Raw genomic sequence first — 26,442 nt, 5'->3', positions numbered from 1 at the left:
TGCGCGGCGGCCTTAGGCTTTTGTTCCGCGCAGGGACCCTACTTGCCGAACCCGCCTCCGGTGGGCGTATGCAGAACAAAGGTATCCCCCGGCCCCACCTCGCACTTGTCGGCGGAGGCCAGATCGCGGCGGTTACCATCAGACCGCTCGATCCAGGACGCACCAACCGCCCCCGGCTCGCCACCATCCAATCCCGGTGGTGGCAAAATCCGGTGCCCGGCAAGCACTGCCAGCGTCATCCCCTCAAGGAACCGAATGCGCCGCCGTGTCCCATCACCGCCCCGGAACCGCCCTATCCCGCCAGTATTGCGACGGATCGAAAATTCCTCAAGCACGACGGGGAACCGCCATTCCAGCACCTCTGGATCGGTCAGGCGCGAATTAGTCATATGGGTATGCACCCCGGCCGTACCCGGATGCCCATCCCCATTGGCCAACCGCCCCGCGCCGGACCCACCACAGATGGTTTCGTAATACTGGTAAGTATCATTCCCCCAGGTGGTGTTGTTCATCGTCGATTGCGCCGCTGCCTGAACATCCAGAGCCAGCAACAGGGCCGAGGTCACCGCCTGCGACACCTCCACATTTCCGGCAATAACCGCCGCCGGATAATCCGGTGACAGCATCGTACCACGCGGCAGGATCACCTTCAGCGGTTTCATCACCCCGTCATTCATTGGGATGTCATCATCAACCAGCAACCGGAACACATAGAGCACCGCCGCCATGGTCACCGGTTCCGGCGCGTTATAGTTGGTCGCCAGTTGTTCGGTGGTGCCGGTGAAATCAATCACTGCCTCACGCGCGGTGCGGTCAACGGTGATCTTCACCTCAATCTGCCGCTCCACCCCATCGAAATCCAGGTCCATGCGATAGGTGTATGTCGCATCCTTCAGCGTGGTGATGGCGCGGCGCACGCATTCCTCAGCATTATCCTGCACATGGCCCATATAGGCCTGCACCACATCCAGACCGAACTGCGCCACCATCTTGCGCAACTCCTGCGCGCCCTTTTCACAGGACGCGACCTGCGCTTTGAGGTCGGCGATATTGATATCGACGGCCCGCACCGGATACTGGGCCGAAAGCAGTAACTCCCGCGTCTCGGCTTCCCGGAACCGGCCCTGATCGACCAATTTCCAGTTGTCGATATATGCGCCCTCATCGTGGATCGTACGGCTGTCCGGCGGCATAGAGCCTGGCGTTAGCCCGCCCACATCCGTGTGGTGGCCACGGGCTGCGGTGTAAAACAGAACTCTGGTCCCGCTGTCATCCCAAACCGGCATCACCACCGTGATATCCGGCAGATGCGTCCCCCCGTTATAGGGCGCATTCAACACATAGACATCACCAGGCCCCATATCCGGGTTCTGCGCAATCACCGTTTTGACCGACGCCCCCATGGAGCCCAGATGCACAGGCATATGCGGCGCATTGGCAATCAGCCCGCCCCCCGCATCAAACACCGCGCAAGAGAAATCCAAACGTTCTTTTATGGTTACACTGGCCGAGGTATTCTCCAGCACCACGCCCATCTGTTCCGCAATGGACATGTAAAGGTTGTTGAACACCTCCAGCATGATCGGATCCGCCTTGGTGCCCACTGCATGGGTCTCGGCCAAAGCCTCAATCCGGGTCAGCGCCACATGGTTGAAACCTGTTATCTGAGCCTGCCAGCCCGGGGCAACCAGAATAGAGGTATGATCCTCCACCAAAACAGCAGGCCCGGTCAGGCGATCCCCTGGTGACATTGCGTCCCGGCGGACAAACCGCGTGTCCTGCCAGCCACCGTCAATCCAGACCGGCGCGGTCAGGGCGGTGTCCACATCCACCGCGGGTCGGCCGATCACCGGACCTTCGGTTTCAGTCAGATCCGCCGCCTTGCCAATCGCCTCGACACTGACCGCCTCGATGACCAAGGGCGTATCGCCGGGATCAAAGCCGAACTGCGCCTTATGCGCAGCGGCAAAGGCGGCTTGCATCTGATCCAAATCACCAAACGGGATTGGCAGCGTGGTATCGGTGCCCTGCACTTTCAGCCGCAGGACAGATTGCACCTCAATCTGCGCCTCGGCCACCCCCTGACGCTCCACCTCGGCCAAAGCCTGCGCGCCCAGACCGTCGATAATCGCCGCAGCCTCAAGCCGCGCATCGCCATCCAGCAGCTTTTCCACCGCCTGCACGCGCGCAGCACGGATATCCGCCAGCCCCATACCATAGGCCGACAAAAGCGAGGCCATGGGATGGATCAAACACCGCGACATGCCCAGCGTGTCGGCAATCGCGCAGGCATGCTGCGACCCCGCCCCGCCAAACACCGTCAGGCAATAGCGCGACACGTCATGCCCCCGCTGGACCGAGATTTTCTTGACCGCATTGGCCATATTTTCGACCGCGATTTTCAGGAAACCCTCGGCCACGGCCTCAGGCGCCATCCCGATCTGCGCAGCCATATCGGCGAATGCTGCCTGTGTCGCCGCCAGATCCAGCGGCTGATCCGCCTCGGGCCCGAAAATCGCCGGGAAGAATTCCGGCCGCAATCGCCCGGTCATCACATTCGCATCAGTAACCGCCAGCGGCCCACCGCGCCCGTAACAGGCCGGACCAGGATCGGCCCCGGCACTTTCAGGACCAACCCGCATCCGCGTGCCATCAAAAGACAGGATCGACCCACCACCGGCGGCAACCGTGTGAATATCCATCATCGGCGCAGTGACCCGCACACCTGCAACGGGCGCGTTCATCACCCGCTCGAACTCACCGGCGAAGTGGCAAACATCGGTCGAGGTTCCGCCCATATCGAACCCGATGATCCGGTCCTCCCCGGCAATTTCGGAGGTCCGCACAGCGCCCACAACACCCCCCGCGGGGCCTGACAGGATCGCATCCTTGCCCTGAAACAACCCCGCATCGGTCAACCCGCCCGAGGATTGCATGAACATCAGCTTGCCCGCGATATGGCCATCAAACGCCGCAACAACCCGGTCGATATAGCGCCGCAGGATCGGCGTCAAATAGGCGTCGACCACGGTCGTATCGCCACGCGACACCATCTTCATCAAGGGCGAAACCTCGTGACTGACGGAGACCTGCTCAAAGCCCAGCTCGCGCGCAATCGCCGCCGCCCGTGCTTCATGCGCATGGTGCCGATAGCCATGCACGAAGACAATTGCACAGGCCGATATCCCGGCCTCCTGCGCCGCGCTCAGATCGGCGCGCAACGCGGCCTCGTCCAAAGGCTGCTCAACCGTGCCATCTGCAAGGACACGCTCTGTCGCTTCGATCACTTGGGAATAGAGCATTTCCGGCAACACAATCTGGCGCGCAAACAGATGCGGACGTGCCTGATAGCCCAGCCGTAGTTGATCCCCGAGCCCCCGCGTGGTGACCAGCACCACTGGCTCGCCCTTGCGCTCCAACAACGCATTGGTCGCCACCGTCGTGCCCATCTTGACCGAGGCGATCCGATCCGCCGGGATCATCGCCTCCGTTGCCAGCCCCAGAAAGCCGCGCATCCCATGAAGGGCCGCATCCTCATACTGCTCAGGGTTTTCCGATAATACCTTGGCCCGGTGCAGACCGCCATTCGGGTCCCGCGCCACAATATCAGTAAAGGTCCCACCACGGTCGATCCAGAAATCCCACATGCACGCCTCCTGTTCCGGCCTTGCTTAGCGAACCTCTTGGGCAAGGTCCATCACCGCCAATGCCGCGCCGCCGGCTGGCGGGCGCGGGGTGGGCGGGTGGGCGCGCCCGTCAGGCGGTGGCACGGCATTGGCACTACCACCCGGAAGCAGCAGCGCATAAGGTGCAGCCCATGTCGATCTGGTCCCGCATTGCCGAAGCCCTCAAAGCGCTGTCCTCAGGCGAAGGCCTGTCCGCGCTTTTCGAACGGCTGCGCACACCGCCAGAACGCTCCGTCGCCTTTACCATTGCAGTGATCTCACTGGCAGCAAAAATGGCCAAAGCCGACGGCACAGTCACCGTGAACGAGGTCCGCGCCTTCCGCGAGGTGTTCTACATCGCACCGCAAGACGAATCGCAGGCTGCGCAAGTCTTCAACCTTGCCCGCCAGGATGTCGCCGGGTTCGAGCTTTATGCCGCACGCATCGGCAAAATGTTCGCCGAGGATCGCGTCGTTCTGGAAAACCTGCTGGAAGGCCTGTTCCACATCTCCATGGCCGACGGCATCTATCATGAGCAGGAAGACCTGTTCCTGCGTGAGGTCGCCAACCGTTTCAACCTGCCCGAAGCCAGCTTTCGCGCCATCCGCGCCCGCTATGTTCCTGACGCGGTCCCCGACCCCTATGATGTGTTGGGCGTGACGCAGGATATGCCAATTGCCGATATCCGCACCCGCTGGCGGCAATTGGTCCGCGAAACCCATCCCGACGCCCTGATTGCACGCGGCATGCCCGAAGAGGCCATCCAGCTGGCCACCAAGCGCCTGCACGCGATTAACGACGCCTGGTCCGCAATACAGGGTGCCGCATGACCCGTATCGCCACCTGGAATGTTGCCTGGTTTGCCGAACTTTTCAGCCGCAACGACAAACTGCTGCGCGATGATGAATGGTCACGACTTTATAACACCACCCGCAAGGATCAGGCCGATGCCATCGCCCAAGTCCTAAGGGCGGTTGATGCCGACCTGTTTGTCATTGTTGAGGCCCCAAATACCGGCAACACCCAATCCACCAGCTGCGCGCTTGGCAACTTTGCCGATCACTACAACCTGCGCCAGACCCATGCGCTGATCGGCTTTGAAAGCGAAACGCATCAGGAAATCGCCGCCTTTTACGACCCGACCCGTGTGAGCGTTCAACACGACCCCAAAGGTGGCCTGACCGGCCATGCACCCCGCTTTGATCAAAGTTTCGATCTGGATATCGACGTCGATGCGCAGCCTGAACAGCATGTATTTTCAAAACCTCCGCTGGAATTGCAACTTGACCCGGTCGGCGGTCAGCCGCTCCGCCTGATCGGTGTGCATGCCAAATCCAAGATGGCCCGCAATGCCCCAACACCAGAGGCCGCGCACCAGATGGCCATCGCCAACCGCCGCAAGAAGCTGGCTCAGTGTATTTGGCTGCGCCAGCGCGTGGATCAGCATCTGGCCGCTGGCGACGATCTGATCGTGCTGGGCGATTTCAATGACGGGCCGGGCCTCGACAGTTTCGAAAAGCTCTTTGAACGATCTGGGGTTGAGGTCGTTCTGGGCGATCCCGATACACCCGAAACCCTGCTGCGCGATCCGTTCAGCCGCGCCTGGCTGGAGGGCACGCGCACCGCACAAGCCGCCACTGCGCGCTTTTATGACAAGCCCACGCACCGCTATATCAACACGCTGATCGACTTTATCATGCTATCACCGGCACTGGCTGAGCGGTCGCAGCCAAAATGGCGCATCTGGCATCCGTTTGATGATGCGGACTGCTTTGAAGACAAGGCTCTGCAAAAGGCCCTTCTGACGGCTTCAGACCATTTCCCCGTTTCGGTTGACCTTGCACTTGCCCCCGGTGACAATGCCGCATCCTGACACCATATGTGTGAGACCATGAAACATATCCTTGCCCTGACTTTCGCGATCACGCTGGCCGGCCCCGCCCTGACCCAGGACGAGAAACCACCGGTAGAGCAACGCCATTTCCTGGACCGGTATCTCGAAGACCGGATGCGCGATCTTGCCGAGGAATTGCAGCGCGAACTGACCGAGAACCTTCAGCCCGAGCTGGAACGCCTGATGGGCGAGATGCTGCCCCGGTTGCGCGAACTGACCGAGCTGGTCGGCGGGTTGCAGTACTACGAAATGCCCGAAATCCTGCCCAATGGTGACATCCTGATCCGGCGCAAATCCGACGCCCCGCCCTTCGAAGGGCTGCCAGGGATCGTTGACAAGCCGATAGACCTTTAAGGACCGACTATGCAAAATTTTCTGTTTCCGCACGCCGATCTGGTGCTCGCACCCCAAACTGCGACCGCCGATGGCGAAAACCTCGGCGATCTGCCGGAATGGGACCTGACCGATCTTTATGCCGCCCCCGATGCGCCGCAATTGCAGGCCGATCTGGAGTGGCTGGCGGCTGAGGCTGACAGCTTCGCCGATGATTATCAGGGCAAGCTGGCCGATCTGGATGCCGCGGGCCTGCTGCGCTGTATCGAACGGAACGAAGCGATGGACCTGAAGATCGGGCGCATCATGTCCTATGCCGGTCTGCGCTACTACCAGAACACCACGGATGCCGACCGGGCCAAATTCATGTCCGATATGCAGACCCGGATCACCGATCTGACCACGCCTCTGGTGTTCTTCACGCTAGAGATCAACCGGATCGACGATGAGGTGCTGGCAGCGCATTACAGCGCATCCGAGGGGTTGAAACGCTACAAGCCGGTGCTGGACCGTCTGCGCAAGATGAAGCCGCACCAGTTGTCGGATGAGCTGGAGCATTTCCTCCACGACACCTCTGTCGTTGGCGCTGCCGCCTGGAACCGCCTGTTCGATGAAACCATGGCGGGCCTGACTTTCGATGTGGACGGCGACACCTTATCGCTGGAAGCAACCCTGAACCTGATGACCGATCATGACCGCACCCGGCGCGAGGTTGGCGCGCGGGCGCTGGCGGCCGTATTCACCGAACGTCTGCCGCTTTTCGCCCGTATCACCAACACCCTGGCCAAAGAGAAAGAGATCGTCGACCGCTGGCGCAAACTGCCCACCCCGCAATCCGGTCGCCATCTGGCCAATGATGTAGAACCAGAGGTGGTGCAGGCCCTGCGCGACGCCGTGGTCGCCGCCTATCCGCGCCTGTCGCATCGGTACTACCGGCTCAAGGCGAAATGGCTGGGGCTGGATAAACTGCAGGTCTGGGACCGCAACGCGCCGCTGCCGATGGAGGACAAGCGCATCATCGACTGGCCGACCGCGAAGCAGACGGTGCTGGACGCCTATGCCGGGTTCGACCCGCGCATGGCCGATTTGGCGGTGCCTTTCTTTGACAAGCGCTGGATTGACGCGCCGGTGAAACCAGGCAAGGCACCGGGGGCATTCGCGCATCCGACGGTCACGAATGTGCATCCCTATGTGATGCTCAACTACCTTGGCAAACAGCGCGACGTGATGACCCTGGCGCATGAACTGGGCCATGGCGTGCATCAGGTGCTGGCCGCCGAACAGGGCGAAATGCTGTCCTCAACCCCGCTGACCCTGGCAGAAACCGCATCGGTCTTTGGCGAGATGCTGACCTTCCGCAAGCTGCTGGACGCCGCACCGGACCAGACCGCGCGCAAAACGCTGCTGGCCTCCAAGGTAGAGGATATGATCAACACGGTCGTGCGCCAGATCGCGTTTTATGACTTCGAAAGCCGCCTGCACGCCGCCCGGCGGGAGGGTGAGATGACCCCCGACCAGATCAACGCCATCTGGATGGAGGTCACCCATGAAAGCCTTGGCGATGCGTTTGAGTTCATGGACGGATACGAGACCTTCTGGTCCTACGTCCCGCACTTCATCCACTCGCCCTTCTATGTCTATGCCTATGCCTTCGGCGATGGTCTGGTGAACGCGCTTTATGCGGTTTATCAGGACGGCGAGCCGGGCTTCCAGGATCGGTATTTCGACATGCTGAAAGCAGGCGGCTCCAAACACCACAAGGAATTGCTCGCCCCCTTCGGCCTCGACGCCTCCGACCCAACCTTCTGGGACAAGGGCATCGGCCTGATCTCGTCAATGATCGACGAGTTGGAGGCGATGGAGGGCTGACGTTGCTGCGATTTGCCTACCGAGCCGTCGGGCTGTCCTTTGAAAGGCGGTCGCTTGCGGCCTGTTAGGTAAGCTGCCGTTGATGATATTCATCGGATCGACCATCGGTGATGCAAAGAGTTAGGAACAGTGATTTGCCACATCAACCACCCGAAAGCATGGCCAAGGAACTTGGTGCGTGGAACGACGGTGCCGGAATACCGCTGGAGACTTGGGCGCAAAACGAGGGCAACTACAAGCTGACAGTCGGCTATGCAGCTCTTCTGTGGCCAAAGTTTGAGGCTGTCGGAAAGTACATTCTTGTCGAAGGCACAAGCAAAGAAAGCATCGAAAACTTTGAAGACCAGGCAGACTCGATGCCCAAGGGCGTTGAGTGGGTTCTCAACCATTTCCATCTGGCCGATCTGCACTACCACGATGAAGACAACCTGTCCGCCGACAAACTGCTTTTCATCGGGACCATCATAAAGGAAATGTGGGAGGCCAAGCTGCGAACCCAGTTTCCAGGTCGACCTTGCACGGTTAAGTTTTACGTCCCAGACGACCCTGAAGATCTAGGTGAATATCAAATTTCTTTTTGGCAGACCGCTTGGGACGCTGAGGAGCAAGGGTAAGTTTTAAATCAAACCTACCACTGGCCCTCTACACCAGTTCTGACCAAAGGCAAAAAGCCAGCGCCCCACCGCAGATCAGCCCGTCGTGGTACCAGCCTCATAGATCATATCGATCATCCGCTGATTGCCTTGGGAAAAGGCCAGCGGGCAGGCGTATTCCTCGTTCTCCAGAACAGCGGTGTTGAAGGCGTTGATCTGCTCTCGGTAATGATCGACCAGTGGGAAGCGTTCGCGGGTTTCGACACCGTCTGCAAAAACAGACACCACGTCATCACCGTAAAGCTTGGCGTTAAAGGGCGTCTCCACGGTCAAAAATCCCTTGGTGCCGTGGAACGTCATACGCTGGCGGGGGGCCATGCGCATGGAGACATAGAAATCCATGGTGAAACTGCCAAAGGCCGCATGGACGCGCGCGGTCGTATCGACGCCGTTTTCCCATTCGATGATGGACGAGACCTCCTCCGGCTCCTGGCCCGTGACAAAGCGGGTGGTCACGCAAGGGTAGACGCCGATGTCCCGCAATGCGCCGCCGCCGGTTTCGGATCGGTTGCGGATATTGTCAGGGTCATCATTGTAAAAGCTGAACGCGCCCTGCACGTGGCGCAAAGCGCCAATGACGCCTTCGCCCAGCAACTCCCGCACCCTGATCCATTGCGGATGATGGACAACCATGAATGCCTCGGCCGCCAGAAGGTCGGCTTCTGCAGCCGTCACCATGATCCGGTCGATCTCATCCGCGTTCAGGGCAATCGGCTTTTCGCACAGAACATGCTTACCAGCTTCCAGTGCTTTTATCGTCCATTCGACATGTTCGGAATTGGGCAGCGGGATATAGACGGCGTCAATCTGATCCGAGGCCAGCAGCTTGTCATAGTCATTCAGCAGCGTGACATTGCTGTAAGGCGCGGCCAGTTCGGCCGCCTTGCCCGGCGTTTTCGACGCAATGGCAGAGATCACCCCACGCTCTGACATATGAATTGCTGGGCAGACCCAGTCTGCGGCAATGCGTGCTGCGCTCAGCACACCCCAGCGAATCGGTGCCTCAGACATGGTGTCTCCTTTCTTGTCATACTGGTCTTCACCCTAACGCGTACCGCCGCCGAAAGAAGGCGGAAAAAGGCAAATATATGACCTTATCATGCCGTATATGTTAACCCTAAGCCAACAAACAAAAATTCTGTTGATTTCTTCCTACCTAAAAGTATAGGGTCAAAGCCCAAGCGTATATGATCTCATCTGCGCCCCCCAACTTGAGACCAAAACGGAGACAACCTCGATGTCCTTCGCCGCCGCTATTCGATCCACATCTGCCACCATCGCCCTGCTTGCGCTTTCGACCTCTCTGCTTTCTGCTGAGGATATCTCGACGCTGACGGCACGCGAGGGTGGTGTAAAAATCTCAGGTGAAATCACCGGGTTTAAGGAAGACCGTTATCAAATCGTCACCTCCCACGGTGCGATGGAAATCCCGGCCAAGCATGTGAATTGCGAAGGCCCCGGATGTCGCGTGGAGCGCGTGATTGCGGACTGGCAGCCTGGCATGCCCGACGGCTTGGCCGAAGTGACCATGCCTGACGGTTCGGTAACACTCAGCGGAACGGTCGTTGAGGTTGCGCATGGCAATATCCGTATCGACACACAACTGGGCGAGTTCGACCTTCCGTTGGATGCGATATCGTGCGACGGCCCCGGCTGCCCTTCACGCGCCGAGCGCGTCGCATATGTCGAGGCTGACAACCTGGTTGCGGAAACGCTGGCAAATGCACCTGCTGCTGACATTGTGAATACGTCGCTGGGGGGCAGCGGTGATATCACGACGGCACCAACCGCGCCCAAGGCACCCGAAGGCGCAGAAGTCGCCGCAGCACTGCCGTCCAGTCCTTTGACGGCACCGACACTGCGGATTTCAGGTCCCGAAGCTGTGATCAATGACCTGTTGCCGATCGCGCTTGGCACATATGCCGATACGTTCGGCGGCAAGCTGAGCCTGACCGACACAGGCAAGGGCACCGATGTTGGCGTTGTTGCTGAAAATGGCGACAAGATTCTGCGGCTGTCCGGTCTGACTGCGGTGCAGCCGGTTGAGCAGGTTGCCCTTTTGGCGAACGGTAAGTCGGATGTTGCGATCACCATTGGTGAGGCACCGAATGCTGCCCTCTCCCTAGTTGCGAAGGCAGGCAAAGGTGATCTTGACAGCTTTGAGCAGCAGCGTGTTCTGGCAATGGACGGGCTGGTTGCCATCGTATCACCTGAAAGCCAGATCAAATCGATCCTGGATGACGATGTGCAGGCAATCCTTGCCGGTCAGGTCACCAACTGGTCTGAACTGGGTGGTCCGGATATGGCCATCAACGTGCTGGCCTCTTCCGAAAGCCATTTGCGTGGGATGCTCCCCGAAGGGACACAAACCCGCAACGGCGACAGCGCCCAGATCGTGCAGGCTGTGCTGCAGGACCCGGCAGCCATCGGCTTCGTCCCATTCTCGGCCCGGGGTGAGGCCCGGACACTGCCACTGTCCTCGACTTGCGGCGTCGAGACAGAGGCAACCGCGGTGAACCTCAAGACCGAACAGTACCCCCTGATGCAGCGCGTTGTGGCTTACAACACCAACGACGCTGCCTCTTCGGAACTGGCTGACTTCCTAGCCTATCTGGAAAGCGCAGAACTTGATCAGGGCATTCGCCGTTCGGGCTTTGTCGATCTGGGGATCGAAACCGAAAAGCTGGAGGCGGCCAGCGCCCGCGTTGCCCGCGAAGCAGAGTCCTATGACATTGAGGTTCTGATCAACGGCGCCAAAGATCTTGTCGCCGATATGGACGGCAAAGAGCGCCTGTCCACTGTCTTCCGCTTCGACAACGCATCAACCCGTCTGGATCGCCGCTCCCAGCGTGACCTGCGGCGTGTGGTCGACTTTATCGCCGCACATCCCGATGCAGAGTTCATGATCGTCGGCTTCACCGACACCGTCGGAACGTATGACGAAAACCGTGAACTGGCCCAGCGCCGCGCCGACACTGTGCTGGCTGCGCTGCGTGAGGCGGACACGGGTAACGAAATTAACTCGGCCAAAGTGGGGACCAAAGGTGTGGGTGAGCTTTACACGCTGGCCTGCAACGAGCGGGGCGCAGAGCGCGCTATCAACCGCCGGGTCGAGGTCTGGATGGCTCGCTGAACAATACTTCTAGGTGCAGAACTAGGGGGCTTCGGCCCCCCTCTTTTTTTATCCAATGTGGTATTTTGCGGAGATGAACACGGTGATTTCCAACTCGCCGCCAGATACCGGAACACTGAGCTGCCGTGCACGACCACCAACCATTCTGTAGAGCGCGCTGTCGCTTCCCGAGGTATCGCTGTCCTGGATTTCCAGCACCCCTTTGACCTCGAAGCCGAAGCTTTGCTTGTGCAGCTCCAGCTTGGATTTGATATCTTCTGCAGCCGCGCGCCGCGCCTCTTGCAACAAAGCATCGTGGCGGCTTGCATCAAACGATATGTCATCAATCCGGTTCAGCCCTGATCGTGTCATCTGATCCAGAACCGTTCCCAGATTGTCCAACTCACGCACCTGAACCGTGACCATATTGGTCACCTGATAGCCGGAAAAAATCGGCTCATCCGTCTTCTTGTGCCTGTGCTCAATACGCCTGAGCGACAGGTTGGACGTCGTGATATCGCTTTTGGCGATCCCGGCCTTCCCGGCAATGTCAAAGACCTTTTGCAATGCGGTAGAATTGGCCTGCATCGCGTCGCTTGAGGTTTTGGCCTGTTCCTCAACACCGATGGTCAGAATGGCGATATCAGGTTCGGCGACCACTTTGCCGATCCCCGAAATCAGGATGAACGGTTCTTCAGGGGGATGCTGATCACGCATGGCTTTGCCTCCAACAGCGGGCGGGTTTGATCGGGAAATACCTGATCCCTGCCCGACTGTTACGACGCAAAGCCCGGTTATTCAATCAAAGCGTGTCGGCGTTTCCGAAAAGGCACCCGGCGCAAAAGCGCCAAGTCGAATAAATATCAAAAATCCTTGTTGCGCGAAGCATAGCTTCAGCAATAAGCCTGCACCTACTCAGTCGACTAAAGCGTTTCGAGTTTAGCTTGAGACATCACCTAAAATCGAAACGCGTAAGCCATATAGGTTGATCACTGCGTTGGCCATATCCGCGCGCAAGCGCACACTGACCGCGCGGAATCCAGGTCCAAAAGGCACATGCTGTTCTTAATTCAAAAGTTGGATTTTCTGCCTGCTCGGATGCGCTGGCGGGCGGCGCGCGCAGCCGCTTGGCAACGTTACCGAAAAGACTCAAAACAAGGCTATCCGCGTGCCAAGCGGCAGTTTGAGAAAGTGCATGGTTACCCACTTTCATTGTCGCATCCACAAACTCATAGTGAACGCCTACATCTCCGCAAGTTGTGCGATCACGATCCGCGTTTTACTGAACTGACCGACAAAGTGACCGCGCGCAACTATATCGACACGGTTCTTGGGACGGGTCAGGCTGACGAACTTTGTGTGCCGTTCCTGGCGCATGTCGACCGGTTTGCAGATCTGCCTGCATCGCTTTGGGAGCTGGATATCATCCTGAAATGCACCCACGGCTCTGGCATGAATAGCGTCGTGCGGGCGGGCGATAAGGCAGCGCGCTCAAGGGCCAAGAAGCGCTTAAACAAATGGCTTGGCAGGGTGCAGGCCCGCAAAAAATTCGAGTGGTGTTACCTGGACCTGACCCCGTCAATCATAGCTGAACCGCTGCTGGCGGACGGTGATATCCTGGACCTGAAGCTCTATTTTTACGACGGAATTTTGCGCCTTGTCATGCCCGAAGACAACACAGGCCCGGTAACCCGCCTGTCATACTATACACCCGATTGGACCCGGCTTGATATGACATGGCCGCATTATGAACCCCTTGAGGCCGAACGCCCACCGGCACTGGATGACATCATCCGCATCGCGACGCCGCTGGCCCAGGGGTTTGACATGATCCGGATCGACTTTCTGCTAACCCCGACGCGTCACTATCTTGGGGAACTGACCATCTATGACGGCAGCGGGCTGTTTGTCTTTGACAGCTATGAGGAAGACAAGGAGGCCGCTAAATACTGGCGGCAGCCGCATCTTGGGGTGGACACCTGACCCTTCTGTGCAACGCGGCCTGTTCAGCACTTACGTCGCAAAGCCAGTACCCTCCAAGTGCTATGGTTTGCAACTATCTGCAAGGCAGATGACCCCATATCAGCCAACCGCCTCGATCAGGCCCTTTTCAGCCGCCAGATCGCGCATGCGGGTCTGTAGCTTTTCAAACGCTCGGACCTCGATCTGGCGGATACGTTCGCGGCTGACATCATAGACTTTGGACAGGTCTTCCAATGTTTGCGGGCTGTCTTTCAGACGGCGTTCTGTCAGGATAAAGCGCTCACGTTCATTCAGTTCGCTCATCGCTTCCAGCAGCAGCTCGCGTCGGCCTTCGAGCTCGTCCCGTTCGGCGTAATCCGCCGCCTGGTCGGCATCTTCATCTTCCAACCAGTCCTGCCATTCGGCCGCGCCCTCACCATCGTTCTTGATCTGGGCATTCAGAGAGGCATCGCCACCGGACAGGCGGCGGTTCATTTCGACCACCTCCGTCTCGGTCACGTTCAGGTCTTTGGCAATCTGTTCGACGTTTTCCGGGCGCAGATCGCCCTCTTCCAGCGCGCCGATCTTGTTCTTGGCTTTGCGCAGGTTGAAGAACAGCTTTTTCTGGGCTGCGGTGGTGCCCATTTTCACCAAGCTCCACGAGCGCAGGATATATTCCTGAATGGCAGCACGGATCCACCACATAGCATAGGTCGCCAAGCGGAAGCCTTTTTCCGGGTCAAAGCGCTTCACCGCCTGCATCAGGCCGACATTGGCCTCGGACACGACCTCGGCCGTCGGCAGGCCATAGCCGCGATAGCCCATGGCAATCTTGGCCGCCAGCCGCAGGTGGCTGGTAACAAGCTGATGGGCCGAATCCGTATCGCCGTGATCGACCCAGGCTTTTGCCAGCATGTATTCCTGCTCCGGCTCCAGCATGGGAAATTTGCGAATTTCCTGCATGTAGCGCGACAGGCCCTGTTCGGGCGATGGGGCAGGCAGATTGGCATAGCTCATAAAGTGTCTCTCCGCTCAGTTGGCCGACTTGATGTAAGCACTGCTTACGAATATTCAAGGGGCGGCTGGTCAGATTTAAAGCGTTTCGAGTTTACCTTGAGACATCACATAAAATCGAAACGCGTACACCATATAGGCTTATCACTGCGTTTCAGGATAATCTTTTGTCTCAGGTTTATCCCGAAACGCTTTAGTTAACTTTTTGACTGACGCAAGAGGTCTAACAGATCATTGAAGTCTGCAGGCAAGGGCGCGGAAAGCAACAGTTTTTCACCTGTAACCGGGTGATCAAAGCCCAAGGTCGCCGCGTGCAACGCCTGCCGGGGGAAGTTGCGCAGCGCGTTGCTGACCTCTGCCGGAAGGGCGTCTTTGGCAAGGGCGCGGGGGCGGGCATAGACCGGATCACCGATGATTGCACAGTGGATATGTGCCAGATGAACACGGATCTGATGCGTGCGCCCGGTAAAAAGCTGGCAATGGACCAGTGACGCGACCGGGCGGGTTTGGGGGCCGAAAACCTCCCTCACAAAGAACTTTGTTCTGGCGACGCGCCCGCCCGCGGCCTGCACAGCCATGCGCTTACGATCAGTGCGATGACGCCCAATCGGGGCTTCAACCAGCAGGCCAGTGCCTAAATTCGCGTCTGCATCCGCCCGAACATGTGGGATACCGCGCAGATGCGGTGCTGCGGGGTCAGGGTGGCCCCAGCAAAGCGCGGTATAGGCTTTTTCCATCTCTCCGGCTTTGAACATCTCTGACAGCCGCGTATGCGCCGCAGCGGTCTTGGCTACCACGAGACACCCTGAAGTGTCCTTGTCGATCCGATGCACGATCCCGGGCCGCTCTACCCCGCCAATGCCGGATAACTGATCGCCACAATGCGCCAGAAGGGCGTGGACCAGCGTCCCGGTCTCAGACCCTGGGGCGGGATGCACGACCATGCCCGGAGCCTTGTTGACCACAATCAGATGCTCGTCTTCGTATAGAATATCGAGCGGGATCGCCTCGGGCACCAAATCCAGGGGTTTGGGCGGCGGCAGGGTGATATGATAGGTGCCCGGACGCGCAGTGGCTTTGGGATTGGTCATCGGGCCGTCCGGCCCGGTCACAGCCCCTTCGGCGATCAAAGCCTGCAGGCGCGAGCGGCTGAGGCCCGCCCCCTCTGGCACAATGCGGGCCAGCGCCTTATCAAGGCGTTCAGCCGTGCCTTCAGGCAGGTCAACGATATGAACGGACGGATCGGACATGGACGACAGCAATAGCCTGCATTCTTTGCCAGAGCCAGCAGGTCTGCGGCGGCTTCGGATCATGGTGATGATCCTGACGGGCACCCTGACGCTGGGGGTGATCATTATTGTCGGGCTGATGCTGGCCACCTTTGAGCGCGGACCGCAGCCTTTGCCGTTGCCCGAACAGGTGATCCTGCCGGAGGGCGAGGCTGCGCGCGCTTTTACACAAGGAACCGGCTGGGTTGCTGTGGTGACATCGGATGCGGATGGGGCGGAGCGGATCCGGGTCTTTGGCCCGGATGGGCGTGCCTTGCAGGTGGTGGATATCGCCCGGTAGGGGCATTGGAGCCTCCGGCGAGGATATTTTGGAACAATGAAGGGAAGGTTGCTTGCCGGGCGTGAGCTTCGGCACAATATTGGGTGATGATGTCATTACCACCGGGATTTCTTGACGAGCTACGGGCGCGCACCTCGATCGCACAGATCGCGGGGCGCAAGGTGACGTGGGATCAGCGCAAGAGCAATCCAGGCAAGGGGGATTACTGGGCGCCCTGTCCGTTCCATACCGAGAAGACTGCCTCGTTTCATGTCGATGATCAGAAGGGATTTTATTACTGCTTTGGATGTCATGCGAAGGGGGATGCTTTAAGTTTCGTGCGCGAGACGGAGAATATGGGGTTCATGGACGCCGTGCGTCTGCTGGCCGATGCGGCCGGGATGCAGATGCCGGCGATGGACCCGGCGGCTGCCGCCAAGGCGGAGGTGCGCAAGGGGCTGGCCGAGGTGATGGAGCAGGCGGTGCAGTTCTATCGTTTGCAGCTGAAGACCGGGGCCGCGACCGAGGCGCGGGACTATCTGGAGCGGCGCGGGCTGACATCTGAGACGCTGGAGCGGTTTGAGATCGGTTTTGCGCCAGGCGGGCGGCAAGCGTTGTTTGCGTATCTTACGGGCAAGGGAATCACTGCCGAGGATCTGGATCGGGCGGGTCTGTGCGCCCGGCCGGATGATGGCGGGCAACCCTATGACCGGTTCCGCGACCGCATCATGTTCCCGATCCGTGATGCGCGGGGGCGCACCATTGCCTTTGGCGGGCGGGCGATGGACCCGAATGCCCGGGCGAAATACCTAAACTCCCCGGAAACCGAGCTGTTTGATAAGGGGCGCAGCCTTTACAATCACGGCCCCGCGCGGGAGGCGGCGGGCAAGGCTGGCAGCCTGATCGTGGCCGAAGGGTATATGGATGTGATTGCGCTGGCGCAGGCGGGGTTTAACCATGCGGTTGCCCCACTGGGGACAGCGATCACCGAAGACCAGTTGCAGTTGATCTGGCGGATAACGCCAGAGCCCGTGATCGCACTGGATGGCGATAAGGCAGGATTACGGGCCGCATTGCGTCTGGTCGATCTGGCATTGCCGCATCTGGAACCGGAAAAGTCGCTACGGTTTTGTCTGCTGCCCGAAGGGTTGGACCCGGATGATCTGATCCGCGCGCAGGGGGCCCGGGCCATGGCCGATCTTCTGGACAGTTCTGCGCCCATGGTCGACATGCTGTGGCGCCGCGAAACCGAAGGCCGCAGCTTTGACAGCCCCGAGCGCCGTGCCGCGCTTGATACTGCTCTGCGTGCGGCCTTGGGCAAGATCAATCATAGCGGGCTGCGCAGCCACTATGAGACGGCGATCCGGGAAAAACGTGCAGAACTATTCCGCCCCACCCGCCGCGACACATCGCAGCGCGACAGCCGGGGCTGGCGCAATACGCGCCCACAGACGCCCCTGCCGACAACGCGGGCCTCCCTTTTGGGGCAGGCCACCGCCGGGGAAGAGGCCGCAGCGCGGGTGCGGGAAAGTACCATTCTGATGGGGTGCCTGGCCCATCCCGATCTGGCCGAAGAGTTGGAGGCGGATCTGGATGCCTTGCCGTTTCTTTGCCCCGATCTTGATCAGATACGCCGCGCGCTTTTACAAGCGTTGTCGGGCGACCTATCTGACCTGCAGACGGGGACCGCAGATATCCTTGGCCACGATCCCGTGGCGAAACTGGCCCAGATCGGGCAGGTGCGGCTGAACCGGCATGTCCAGCCTGACAGCGACGCAGGTGCGGCGCGAATGGCGGTCGCGGAAGAGATCGCCCGGCAACGCGCCTTTATCGGCCGCCAGCAGGAACTGCGCGAGGCCGAGGAGGAGCTTTCTGGCGTGGCGGATGAGGGGCTGACCTGGCGCCTGCGACAGGCGAATGAGGCCGCTGAAGCCGCCCTGAGACCAGTGCGGGATGATGCGGAAACGACCGAGGATGGCGAAAAAGAAATGCGGGATGCATTGCAATCCTACATCGATCGCCAGATTTGGTTAAAGAAGAAGAAATAGAATCACCAATTGCGAATCGGTGATTCGTATAGGAAATATGTAGAAACGAATCGTTCAGGCGGCTTACGGGCGGGGTAGGCCGGAACATTCAGGAGCTATGAATGGCCAAAGATACCGACGACACCAAGACGCGCGAGACCGACGAAGCAGCGGGACCGATGCTGGATATGAGCCAGGCCGCGGTCAAAAAGATGATCTCGCAAGCCAAGGCCCGGGGCTACATCACCTATGACGAACTGAACGAGGTGATGCCTTCGGAACAGGTGTCCTCGGAGCAGATCGAAGACGTCATGGCGATGCTGTCGGAAATGGGCATCAACGTCATCGAAAGCGACGATGTTGATGATGATGACACCGAAAGCGACGATACTGACAGCGAAGGCGGTGATCTGGTCGAGACCGGGTCCAAATCCCGTGAACTGGCCACAACCACCGCAGCTGGCGAAACGCTGGACCGGACCGACGACCCTGTGCGGATGTATCTGCGGGAGATGGGCTCCGTCGAGCTGCTGAGCCGTGAGGGCGAGATTGCCATCGCCAAACGGATTGAGGCCGGGCGCAACACCATGATCCTGGGGCTTTGCGAAAGCCCCCTGACCTTTCAGGCGATCACCATCTGGCGCGACGAATTGCTGGATGAGACGATCATGCTGCGCGATGTGATCGACCTTGAAACCACCTTCGGCGCCACGATGGACGGGGACGAGGATACGCCGGTCATCGATCCGAATGCGGCCAAGGCAGGGGCTCAGCCAAAACCGAAGGAAGAAGCGGAACCCGAAACCGATGCCGATGGCAACCCGGTGGCGCAGGACGATGAGGATGACGAGGATGATCAGGCCAACCTGTCGCTCGCTGCGATGGAAGCGACCCTCAAACCGCAGGTCCTGGAGACCCTTGACCAGATTGCGGCCGATTACGAACGCCTTGCCGCGATGCAGGATGACCGTATCTCGGCAACACTGAACAAAAACCAGAAATTCTCGACCACGCAAGAGCGTGAGTATCAGCGCCTGCGCGCCGAAATCGTGGAACTGGTTAACTCCCTCCATCTGCACAACAACCGCATCGAAGCGCTGGTTGATCAGCTTTATGGCATCAACCGCAAAATCATGTCGCTGGACAGCGCTATTGTGAAACTAGCCGACAAGGCCCGGATCAACCGCAAGGATTTCGTCAGCGAATATCGCGGCGCAGAGCTGGAACCGGGTTGGATTGACCGGGTCAGCGACCTGAAAGGCCGCGGCTGGGATATGCTGACCGGCGACATGCGCGAGCAGGTCGAAGGCTTGCGCGGCGAGATGGCCCAGGTCGGCCAGTATGTCGGCGTCGACATCACCGAATTCCGCCGCATCGTTAACCAAGTGCAAAAGGGCGAGAAAGAGGCCCGCATTGCCAAGAAAGAAATGGTCGAGGCGAACCTGCGCCTGGTGATTTCTATCGCCAAGAAATACACCAACCGCGGTCTGCAGTTCCTGGATCTGATCCAGGAGGGTAATATCGGCCTGATGAAAGCGGTGGATAAATTCGAATACCGCCGGGGCTACAAGTTCTCTACCTATGCGACATGGTGGATTCGGCAGGCGATCACACGCTCCATCGCAGATCAGGCGCGCACCATCCGTATTCCGGTGCATATGATCGAGACCATCAACAAGATCACCCGCACCGGTCGCCAGATGCTGCACGAGATGGGCCGCGAAGCGACCCATGAGGAACTGGCCGCCAAGCTGCAGATGCCGCTGGAAAAGGTCCGCAAGGTGATGAAAATCGCCAAAGAGCCGATCAGCCTGGAAACGCCCATTGGCGACGAGGAAGATTCGCAACTGGGTGATTTCATCGAGGATAAGAACGCCATCCTGCCGCTGGACAGCGCTATTCAGGGCAACCTGAAGGAAACCACAACCCGCGTTCTGGCCAGCCTGACCCCGCGCGAGGAACGTGTCCTGCGCATGCGCTTTGGCATCGGCATGAACACCGACCACACCCTGGAAGAGGTCGGCCAGCAGTTCAGCGTCACCCGCGAACGTATCCGCCAGATCGAGGCGAAAGCCCTGCGAAAACTGAAGCACCCCAGCCGCAGCCGAAAACTGCGGAGCTTTCTGGATCAGTAACCATCGAATGGCAGGAAGGCGGGCGATTTATGCCCGCCCCTTCTATGCCGTTCCGTGAGTTTGCAACCCCGCCATATCCCACCATGGGAGCATTCCAACGTGCTAAAGCGTCTTGGGATGGAAGGTGACGTCTGGGATATCAGGCTTGGCACCATCACTCGCCCCCCGGACGTGGGGCGCTTGTCCGTTTGGACAGGTTTTTCGCATAACGCTTTAGGCAATTTCGGAACTCATACAAACGCCCATCCTATAGGTGGCCTTGAAAAACCGGGCCAAGACGGCAAGTATTGGCAAGCGGGGAAGGTGATGTTCCGTCTTCCCTGTGAAAAGAACGCGTCCGACTGGGAATGGACACCTTATGATTTTCGATGTCACCAACCCGTTTGCAAGACGCCCGCGCTTTCTCGCCCGTTTGCCGCGGCTGGTGCGCTTTATTATCTTTCACTGGATGATCGGCTATCTTATCGCAGCCCTTTTCACAGCATTGGTCTTCGGTCTGAATATCGGCGGGATCAGTCAGATGGTTCTGCATTCTGAGGGCAGTTGGATTGCCGGGCTGGCGTTTTACATCCTGAACGGCATCCTGTTTGCTGGCGCGCAGGTCAGCGTTGCCGTCTCGCTTCATCTGAGTGACTGATATCCCGTATGCTGACGGTCCACACCTCTGGCCCTGGGCTTTATGAATTTACGGATCAGGTCACCCCGCTGGCCGGGCAGGGAAATGGGCTGCTGACGCTGTTTGTGCGTCACACCTCTTGTTCGTTGCTGATTCAGGAGAATGCTGATCCCGATGTCATGCGGGATCTGGATGCCTTTTTTGCCCGGCTGGTGCCACCTGCAGATGATCCCGCGATGGCCTATCTGCGCCACACACTGGAAGGGCCGGATGACATGCCAGCCCATATCAAGGCAGTTCTAACCGCAACGTCGCTTTCGATCCCGGTCATTGACGGGCAACTGGCGCTTGGCACCTGGCAGGGCATTTACCTGTTCGAGTTTCGCCACGCCCCGCACAGACGGCAGGTCGTGGCGCATCTTTCGCGATAACCCTGCCCGTCAAAATGGCGGACAGGGTAGATAGGCTTACTCGTCCAGAACAAAGGTCACCATCAGGTTGACGCGGTAACCTGTAACCTTGCCATCGTCGACCATCACGTGCTGCTCCTTGACCCAGGCGCCCTTGATCCCACGCAGGGTTTTAGAGGCCCGCTCAATGCCTTCTTCGATGGCTTCTTGAAAACCTTTCTTGGAAACGGAGGAAATCTCGGTAACGCGTGCAACTGACATTGTCTTTCTCCCTTCAGGTGTGAATGAGATGCAGGCTAACACGCCCCGCGCGCCTGTCGACACCACGAGGTGTTGCGGCAAATCCCCTTATCTCGTGGAAATGCAGAAAGCCTACCCAAGCGCTGGTGTTGGACCTATAGTACGGTCAATCGAGTATTTTTTCCGGGAGATCCCAACCCATGCGCTGTCCGTTCTGTGGCAATGTCGACACCCAGGTCAAAGATTCACGCCCCGCCGAGGATCACGTCGCCATCCGCCGCCGCCGGTTCTGCCCCGCCTGTGCGGGCCGTTTCACCACTTATGAGCGTGTGCAATTGCGCGATCTGGTCGTGATTAAAACCAATGGCAAGCGCGAGGATTTTGACCGGGACAAGCTGGAGCGCTCCATCCGCATCGCGCTGCAAAAACGCCCTATCGAGCCGGACCGGATTGACCAGATGATCTCGGGCATCGTGCGGCGGCTGGAAAGCATGGGCGATACCGATATCAACTCTAAAGCGATCGGTGAGATTGTGATGGAGACCCTGGCCCGGATCGACACCGTGGCCTATGTGCGCTTTGCCAGTGTGTACAAGAACTTCCAGGCTGTGGAAGACTTTGAGGAATTTGTTGCAGAGTTGCGTCCGCCGGAAACCCCCGAAAAGCCCGAGAAATAATGGATGACGCCGGTTGGATGCGCCATGCACTGATGCTGGCGCGTCAGGGATTGGGCCGGGTCTGGCCCAACCCATCTGTGGGCTGCGTTCTGGTGCGCGATGGCCGGATGGTTGGCGCGGGGCGCACTGCCGATGGTGGGCGGCCCCACGCCGAAGCTGTGGCCTTGGCCGATGCCGGTGACGCTGCGCGGGGTGCAACCGCCTATGTCACGTTGGAGCCTTGCGCCCATCATGGCCGAACCCCGCCTTGCGCTGACGCGATGATTGAGGCCGGGGTCAACCGTGTTGTCGTCGCAATGCCGGACCCGGACGCACGGGTCGACGGGCGCGGGATCGAGGCGCTGCGTGCCGGGGGCGTGGACGTTCAGGTCGGCCTGATGGCGACCGAGGCAGAAGCGTTGAATGCGGGGTTCCTGAAGGTCAGGCAGCAGCGCCTGCCGATGGTCACGCTAAAACTGGCTGCCACTCTGGACGGCCGGATCGCCACGGCGCAGGGCGAAAGCCGCTGGATTACCGGGCCAGAGGCACGCCTTTTTGTCCATCATCAACGACGGCGGCATGACGCGGTGATGGTCGGGGCCGGAACCGCGCGCGCAGATAATCCGATGCTGGATGTGCGTGGGCTGGGTGATGGCCCGCAGCCGGTGCGCATCGTGGTGAATTCCAGCCTGTCCCTGTCTCTGACCTCGCATCTGGCGCAAACCACCAAGGACATCCCCGTCTGGCTGATCCATGGCGGAGCGGCAGAGGCGCGGCGGCGGGACACCTGGCGCGATCTGGGTGCCACGCTGATCGAGGTATCGCAGGGCGATGACGGACGCCTGAACTTATCCGCAGCCCTGCAAGACCTGGCCACGCATGGCCTGACCCGCATTCTGTGCGAAGGCGGGTCAAAGCTGGCCGCTGCATTGATCCGGGCCGGGCTGGTAGATCAGTTGATGCTGATCACGGCGGGCAAGGTGATTGGTGATGATGGGATTGCCAATATCGGTGCCCTTGGTCTGAACAGTCTGGACGCTGCGCCGCGGTTTCATCCGGTTGAAACGCGGCCATTGGGCGCCGATATCATGACCCGCTGGATCAGCGCCACAAATGCGCAAACCGCCTAAGGCGATACTGCAACGCGGCCAGCCAGCGCATCCGCCGCCGCGGATTGCGTGATACCCCCGGCCCGCCAGCTGCCAACCGATCAAGGATCACCTCCACCGGGCAAGCCAGCCCCGACACCGGGTCGCGATAGCGGGGATAGGCGATCAGGGTTGCGTGGATCAGCGCCTCAAGACTGGGCCGGGCCTGACGCCGCGCAAAGCTTTGCCCATGATCCTGCGTCAGCCCCCACCCCGCATAGAACGGACGGCCAAGGCAGTGGACCTCTTTTCCGCGCAAAAGTGCCTCGAACCCCAGTAGCGAGGTCATGGTCACCACCAGATCACATGCCTCGATCAATTCGGCGGGGTCCGTATTGGTAGCCACATGATCCGCGATATCGGCGGCATCAGGCACCTGACCTTCGCGCAAGCCTGCCTCGACATCCGGGTGCGGCTTGTAGATCAGCACATCACCTGGAAACAAGCTGCGCGCATGTTGCAGCAGATCCCGGTTGGTCGCGATCCGGTCAGTGCCCAGACGGATTGAGGCGTCATCCTCGACCTGTCCTGGCACCAGAATGCGTCGCTGACCCACCTTTGCCGGAATAGTCGCTGGCGGGTCGCCGACATTATACTTGGTCAGACCATCCTTGATCAGCCGCGCGCTTAGGGCGGCGACACGCGCCTGCTCGCCCTCCGTCAGCACAGGTTTTTCAGCGATCAGGGTTTCAAGCCGACTGGGCCGGGTCGGATCAAAGTAAATCCCCAGATCATCCAAAACCAGCGAGGCCGCAGGCAGCAGATTGGCCCCAAGCCCCACGGATCGCAGAAACCCGTCTTCCATTCGCAGCAGCTGCACACCCGCAGCCTCGGCCATAGGGGCCAGATCCGGTGTCTCGCGGCTGGCCCAGACGATCAGGTCGCGCTCCAGCCGCTTGGCCAGGGCGACCGCGCGGGAGGCGTCTCCTTCGAACCGAGGGGCACCGCCCCGGCTTTGCAGGAAATCGCGCATGAGGGGGTGCTTCCAGGGCTTCAGGCCCAGACAGACCGCACCCCGCCGATCCTCATCAAAAGCGCGCCGTTCAGCGGCCAGTTGCTGCACAACGGTTTCAAAGTCGGTCAGCGCATCACGACAGGGATCATACCAATGCGGATAGATCAGCATCGCCGCGCCAAACAACTCCTCAAGATTGCGGCGACGGGTTCGGCGGGGCAGCGGCAGGCGGTCGTCCGACAGCCCCCAACCGGCATAGAACGGCTGACCGAATATCACCGGGCGATGCCCTGCCAGCATCGCCTCAAACCCCATTTGAGACGTTACACAGTAAACGGCCGCGGCACGGTCCGTCAGGTCCCACGGGTTAGCCGGGGCGGTAAACAGGCTGGTGCGGGCATCGGTGTCATCCTGCCCGAAATGTCCGCGTTTTGCGCCGTCAGCCACCACAGGATGGGTGCGGATCACAATGCGCTTGTCCGGATGCTCGGACTGCGCGGCGCGCAGCATCTTCGCAAACACCTCATCCGTCACACCACCATAGCGGATGGCGGCATCGTCATAGGTCTGGTCGATGACCAGAACATACCCCGGCTCAGGCAGCTCAACTGCCTCCCAGGCATTGTATTTCGACAGGCGCAGATCGCGCAGCATCTCGATCCCGCGCCGGGCGCGGCGCAGAAGCTCCGGGTCCGACAGATCGCCATCCTGCAACAACACTTCCAGATCTGACGGCTGGGTGCTGTCGAAATGCAGGCCCCGCAGATCGGTCAGCAGGCCCAAAGGCGCAGCACCGGTATGACCTGGCTCGACCGAGCGCAAAAAGGCATCCTCGACATTCAACAACAGCAAACCGGTTCGCGCCGCCAGCTTTATGCCGCGGGCCGCAATCGGTTTGCGTCCCCAGACGCCCACCGCCTGACAGGCTTTGGCCCGCCAGCCGGGCGTGATCTGCCAGCCGCAGAGGTCAAGAATACGCCGCAGACGTGGACGCAGGTAAAAGCCCAGCGACAGAACCGCCAGCTTGCCGCCCCGGCTCACCGCCCTGACAGAACTTCCGCGGTCCGCGCGATATTCGCCGTCAGATCCAGCGTGCTGGAGGTTGCCTGCAACACCTTCGCCCAGGACACGAACGGGGCTTGCGTGATGTAGATGGTATCATCGTCCCGAACCTGAAATTCCTTGGCGATGAAAAAGCCGGTCGGCTTGGTCAGGTCGATGACATAAGCAAAGGGGGCATTCTCGCCAATCGAAGGATTGCCGGTGACGTTCTGCCCGACGGAGCGCGGCTCGCGGCGGAACACGAAAATCCCGGTCGGGTCCGAGGTGTTGCCGTCCAGACCGCCAACCTCTGCCAAAGCCTCAATCACGTTGATTTCGGCGCGGGGGAAGGGCACGCGAGCCTGTGTCCCGGTGGCACCAAGTGCGGTGAACGCGCGCCGGTCTTCCTCGACGATGATCTTGTCATTGGGGCGCAGCGCGACATCCACACTCGGGTTGTCATAGAGTTCCTGCAGAAAGATGCGCCCGGTGCTGGACCCACGGCGCACCGCGATCCGTGCAATCTCGGGGTCGATTGTCACCCCGCCAGCCGTTGCCAGCATGGAGGACAGGCGTGTGGTCGATGGCTGGATAGGATAGACGCCCTGCGCGCCAACCCCGCCAATCACAGAGACCGAGGACCCATCACCGGCCACCCGGCGAACCTCAACCTGCGGATCGGGGGTCTGCGTATCCAGATTGCGCGTGATCAGCAGGCGCAACTGTTCCGGTGTCTTGCCTGCAGCCTTCAGCACACCCGCATATGGCATAAAAATGTTGCCAGCCTGATCGACCTGGATCTCCTGCAGCACGGTGACTTTCTGCCCAACGCCAGCCAGCAGGCCGTTTTCCACGTTTTCCCAGACCGTCACGGACAGCGTGTCACCCGGACTGATCGCATCTGTCGATGTCGTCCCGGCTTTCAGGAAAGCGTTGGAGAAACCCAGCTTCTCGTTCCGGTTCGAGGCCCGGGCGATCTGCTCGGTTACCATCACGATATTGACCTCGCCGCCATTTGCGGTGGAGCCTTCAGCGATTTCACGGGCATTCGGGCCTGACCGCGGCAGCGCACAGGCGGCAAGCAGCATAGTCAGGCAGAGCACGCCTGTACAGCCTGCTCGCGCGATGTTTACGGATCTCATCTGTCTGCCTCGGTCTTTTTCC

At 59.8% G+C, this 26,442-nt stretch carries 22 protein-coding genes; 14 read left to right on the top strand and 8 right to left on the bottom strand.

What is annotated here, in order from left to right; genetic code table 11:
* Positions 1-38: 38 nt before the first annotated feature.
* Positions 39-3,647 (bottom strand): hydantoinase B/oxoprolinase family protein, encoded by a 3,609-nt coding sequence (locus ACW9UQ_RS05280; protein WP_458929956.1) that lies wholly within the window; start codon positions 3,645-3,647, stop codon positions 39-41.
* A 170-nt stretch (positions 3,648-3,817) separates the two neighbouring features.
* Here ACW9UQ_RS05280 and ACW9UQ_RS05275 point away from each other — a divergent pair, with 170 nt between their 5' ends.
* The 5 genes from ACW9UQ_RS05275 (at position 3,818) to ACW9UQ_RS05255 (ending at position 8,375) form a co-directional block, all read left to right on the top strand.
* Positions 3,818-4,495 (top strand): TerB family tellurite resistance protein, encoded by a 678-nt coding sequence (locus ACW9UQ_RS05275; protein WP_458929971.1) that lies wholly within the window; start codon positions 3,818-3,820, stop codon positions 4,493-4,495.
* A complete protein-coding gene (locus ACW9UQ_RS05270; RefSeq protein WP_458929955.1) occupies positions 4,492-5,538 on the top strand; it encodes an endonuclease/exonuclease/phosphatase family protein in 1,047 nt (348 codons plus the stop codon). Before ACW9UQ_RS05275 ends, ACW9UQ_RS05270 begins: the two co-directional genes overlap by 4 nt.
* An 18-nt stretch (positions 5,539-5,556) precedes the next feature.
* Positions 5,557-5,913, top strand: a complete 357-nt coding sequence (locus tag ACW9UQ_RS05265; RefSeq protein WP_458929954.1) for a hypothetical protein — start codon at positions 5,557-5,559, stop codon at positions 5,911-5,913.
* A 9-nt stretch (positions 5,914-5,922) separates the two neighbouring features.
* A complete protein-coding gene (locus ACW9UQ_RS05260; RefSeq protein WP_458929953.1) occupies positions 5,923-7,761 on the top strand; it encodes a M3 family oligoendopeptidase in 1,839 nt (612 codons plus the stop codon).
* A 134-nt stretch (positions 7,762-7,895) separates the two neighbouring features.
* Positions 7,896-8,375, top strand: coding sequence for a hypothetical protein (locus ACW9UQ_RS05255; protein WP_458929952.1), 480 nt, complete (start codon positions 7,896-7,898; stop codon positions 8,373-8,375).
* Between the two features lie 75 nt (positions 8,376-8,450).
* On the opposite strand, the gene ACW9UQ_RS05250 is transcribed toward ACW9UQ_RS05255, so the two are convergent.
* On the bottom strand, positions 8,451-9,425 hold the full coding sequence (locus tag ACW9UQ_RS05250; RefSeq protein WP_458929951.1) for a Gfo/Idh/MocA family protein: 975 nt from the start codon (positions 9,423-9,425) through the stop codon (positions 8,451-8,453).
* Between the two features lie 226 nt (positions 9,426-9,651).
* Here ACW9UQ_RS05250 and ACW9UQ_RS05245 point away from each other — a divergent pair, with 226 nt between their 5' ends.
* Positions 9,652-11,547 (top strand): OmpA family protein, encoded by a 1,896-nt coding sequence (locus ACW9UQ_RS05245; protein WP_458929950.1) that lies wholly within the window; start codon positions 9,652-9,654, stop codon positions 11,545-11,547.
* 48 nt (positions 11,548-11,595) lie between these two features.
* Here the strand turns inward: ACW9UQ_RS05245 and ACW9UQ_RS05240 are convergent, their stop codons facing one another.
* The gene (locus tag ACW9UQ_RS05240; protein WP_458929949.1) at positions 11,596-12,243 is read right to left on the bottom strand and encodes an SIMPL domain-containing protein; all 648 of its coding nucleotides are present in this window, start codon (positions 12,241-12,243) and stop codon (positions 11,596-11,598) included.
* Positions 12,244-12,582: 339 nt separating this feature from the next.
* Here ACW9UQ_RS05240 and ACW9UQ_RS05235 point away from each other — a divergent pair, with 339 nt between their 5' ends.
* On the top strand, positions 12,583-13,509 hold the full coding sequence (locus tag ACW9UQ_RS05235; protein ID WP_458929948.1) for an ATP-grasp fold amidoligase family protein: 927 nt from the start codon (positions 12,583-12,585) through the stop codon (positions 13,507-13,509).
* 99 nt (positions 13,510-13,608) lie between these two features.
* Here the strand turns inward: ACW9UQ_RS05235 and rpoH are convergent, their stop codons facing one another.
* Both rpoH and ACW9UQ_RS05225 read right to left on the bottom strand, forming a co-directional pair.
* Complete coding sequence (rpoH, locus tag ACW9UQ_RS05230; protein WP_458929947.1) at positions 13,609-14,505, bottom strand: RNA polymerase sigma factor RpoH; 897 nt, start codon at positions 14,503-14,505, stop codon at positions 13,609-13,611.
* Positions 14,506-14,699: 194 nt separating this feature from the next.
* Positions 14,700-15,752: an RluA family pseudouridine synthase gene (locus ACW9UQ_RS05225; RefSeq protein ID WP_458929946.1), complete on the bottom strand. Its 1,053-nt coding sequence runs from the start codon at positions 15,750-15,752 to the stop codon at positions 14,700-14,702.
* Here ACW9UQ_RS05225 and ACW9UQ_RS05220 point away from each other — a divergent pair.
* From ACW9UQ_RS05220 to ACW9UQ_RS05200, 5 genes are all read left to right on the top strand, one after another.
* Entirely contained in the window at positions 15,751-16,071 is a 321-nt protein-coding gene (locus tag ACW9UQ_RS05220; RefSeq protein ID WP_458929945.1) for a DUF6476 family protein, read from the top strand. The genes ACW9UQ_RS05225 and ACW9UQ_RS05220 overlap by 2 nt on opposite strands.
* Before the next feature lie 89 nt (positions 16,072-16,160).
* Positions 16,161-18,098, top strand: coding sequence for a DNA primase (gene dnaG, locus ACW9UQ_RS05215; protein ID WP_458929944.1), 1,938 nt, complete (start codon positions 16,161-16,163; stop codon positions 18,096-18,098).
* A 101-nt stretch (positions 18,099-18,199) separates the two neighbouring features.
* Positions 18,200-20,212, top strand: a complete 2,013-nt coding sequence (gene rpoD, locus ACW9UQ_RS05210; RefSeq protein ID WP_458929943.1) for an RNA polymerase sigma factor RpoD — start codon at positions 18,200-18,202, stop codon at positions 20,210-20,212.
* 358 nt (positions 20,213-20,570) lie between these two features.
* On the top strand, positions 20,571-20,849 hold the full coding sequence (locus ACW9UQ_RS05205) for a hypothetical protein (RefSeq protein WP_458929942.1): 279 nt from the start codon (positions 20,571-20,573) through the stop codon (positions 20,847-20,849).
* A gap of 8 nt (positions 20,850-20,857) precedes the next feature.
* Positions 20,858-21,259 carry a secondary thiamine-phosphate synthase enzyme YjbQ gene (locus ACW9UQ_RS05200; RefSeq protein WP_458929941.1) on the top strand — a complete coding sequence of 134 codons (402 nt, stop codon included), beginning with the start codon at positions 20,858-20,860 and terminating at the stop codon, positions 21,257-21,259.
* Between the two features lie 36 nt (positions 21,260-21,295).
* Here ACW9UQ_RS05200 and ACW9UQ_RS05195 read toward each other — a convergent pair whose 3' ends face one another.
* Positions 21,296-21,499, bottom strand: a complete 204-nt coding sequence (locus ACW9UQ_RS05195) for a dodecin family protein (protein WP_458929940.1) — start codon at positions 21,497-21,499, stop codon at positions 21,296-21,298.
* A 179-nt stretch (positions 21,500-21,678) separates the two neighbouring features.
* On the opposite strand from ACW9UQ_RS05195, the gene nrdR reads away from it, so the two are divergent.
* Positions 21,679-22,155, top strand: a complete 477-nt coding sequence (gene nrdR / locus ACW9UQ_RS05190; protein ID WP_458929939.1) for a transcriptional regulator NrdR — start codon at positions 21,679-21,681, stop codon at positions 22,153-22,155.
* Positions 22,155-23,264: a bifunctional diaminohydroxyphosphoribosylaminopyrimidine deaminase/5-amino-6-(5-phosphoribosylamino)uracil reductase RibD gene (ribD, locus tag ACW9UQ_RS05185; RefSeq protein WP_458929938.1), complete on the top strand. Its 1,110-nt coding sequence runs from the start codon at positions 22,155-22,157 to the stop codon at positions 23,262-23,264. Before nrdR ends, ribD begins: the two co-directional genes overlap by 1 nt.
* Here the strand turns inward: ribD and ACW9UQ_RS05180 are convergent.
* Positions 23,236-25,278, bottom strand: coding sequence for a capsular polysaccharide biosynthesis protein (locus ACW9UQ_RS05180; RefSeq protein WP_458929937.1), 2,043 nt, complete (start codon positions 25,276-25,278; stop codon positions 23,236-23,238). The genes ribD and ACW9UQ_RS05180 overlap by 29 nt on opposite strands.
* Entirely contained in the window at positions 25,275-26,420 is a 1,146-nt protein-coding gene (locus ACW9UQ_RS05175; RefSeq protein ID WP_458929936.1) for a polysaccharide biosynthesis/export family protein, read from the bottom strand. Before ACW9UQ_RS05175 ends, ACW9UQ_RS05180 begins: the two co-directional genes overlap by 4 nt.
* Between the last annotated feature and the right edge of the window lie 22 nt (positions 26,421-26,442).

Source organism: Halovulum sp. GXIMD14793 (assembly GCF_054457435.1).
The sequence above is the reverse complement of the archived record's forward strand: the minus strand, read 5'-3'. Positions and strand labels throughout refer to the sequence as shown.

Bases quoted from the DNA above. Each gene is read 5' to 3' on its own strand.
- ACW9UQ_RS05225 (WP_458929946.1), bottom strand. From the start codon at position 15,752: ATGTCCGATCCGTCCGTTCATATCGTTGACCTGCCTGAAGGCACGGCT.
- ACW9UQ_RS05260 (WP_458929953.1), top strand. From the start codon at position 5,923: ATGCAAAATTTTCTGTTTCCGCACGCCGATCTGGTGCTCGCACCCCAA.
- ACW9UQ_RS05240 (WP_458929949.1), bottom strand. From the start codon at position 12,243: ATGCGTGATCAGCATCCCCCTGAAGAACCGTTCATCCTGATTTCGGGG.
- ACW9UQ_RS05280 (WP_458929956.1), bottom strand. From the start codon at position 3,647: ATGTGGGATTTCTGGATCGACCGTGGTGGGACCTTTACTGATATTGTG.
- ACW9UQ_RS05195 (WP_458929940.1), bottom strand. From the start codon at position 21,499: ATGTCAGTTGCACGCGTTACCGAGATTTCCTCCGTTTCCAAGAAAGGT.
- ACW9UQ_RS05250 (WP_458929951.1), bottom strand. From the start codon at position 9,425: ATGTCTGAGGCACCGATTCGCTGGGGTGTGCTGAGCGCAGCACGCATT.
- nrdR (WP_458929939.1), top strand. From the start codon at position 21,679: ATGCGCTGTCCGTTCTGTGGCAATGTCGACACCCAGGTCAAAGATTCA.
- ACW9UQ_RS05220 (WP_458929945.1), top strand. From the start codon at position 15,751: ATGGACGACAGCAATAGCCTGCATTCTTTGCCAGAGCCAGCAGGTCTG.
- ACW9UQ_RS05205 (WP_458929942.1), top strand. From the start codon at position 20,571: ATGATTTTCGATGTCACCAACCCGTTTGCAAGACGCCCGCGCTTTCTC.
- ACW9UQ_RS05235 (WP_458929948.1), top strand. From the start codon at position 12,583: ATGCTGTTCTTAATTCAAAAGTTGGATTTTCTGCCTGCTCGGATGCGC.
- ribD (WP_458929938.1), top strand. From the start codon at position 22,155: ATGGATGACGCCGGTTGGATGCGCCATGCACTGATGCTGGCGCGTCAG.
- ACW9UQ_RS05200 (WP_458929941.1), top strand. From the start codon at position 20,858: ATGCTGACGGTCCACACCTCTGGCCCTGGGCTTTATGAATTTACGGAT.
- ACW9UQ_RS05275 (WP_458929971.1), top strand. From the start codon at position 3,818: ATGTCGATCTGGTCCCGCATTGCCGAAGCCCTCAAAGCGCTGTCCTCA.
- ACW9UQ_RS05245 (WP_458929950.1), top strand. From the start codon at position 9,652: ATGTCCTTCGCCGCCGCTATTCGATCCACATCTGCCACCATCGCCCTG.
- dnaG (WP_458929944.1), top strand. From the start codon at position 16,161: ATGTCATTACCACCGGGATTTCTTGACGAGCTACGGGCGCGCACCTCG.
- rpoH (WP_458929947.1), bottom strand. From the start codon at position 14,505: ATGAGCTATGCCAATCTGCCTGCCCCATCGCCCGAACAGGGCCTGTCG.
- ACW9UQ_RS05175 (WP_458929936.1), bottom strand. From the start codon at position 26,420: ATGAGATCCGTAAACATCGCGCGAGCAGGCTGTACAGGCGTGCTCTGC.
- ACW9UQ_RS05265 (WP_458929954.1), top strand. From the start codon at position 5,557: ATGAAACATATCCTTGCCCTGACTTTCGCGATCACGCTGGCCGGCCCC.
- ACW9UQ_RS05270 (WP_458929955.1), top strand. From the start codon at position 4,492: ATGACCCGTATCGCCACCTGGAATGTTGCCTGGTTTGCCGAACTTTTC.
- rpoD (WP_458929943.1), top strand. From the start codon at position 18,200: ATGGCCAAAGATACCGACGACACCAAGACGCGCGAGACCGACGAAGCA.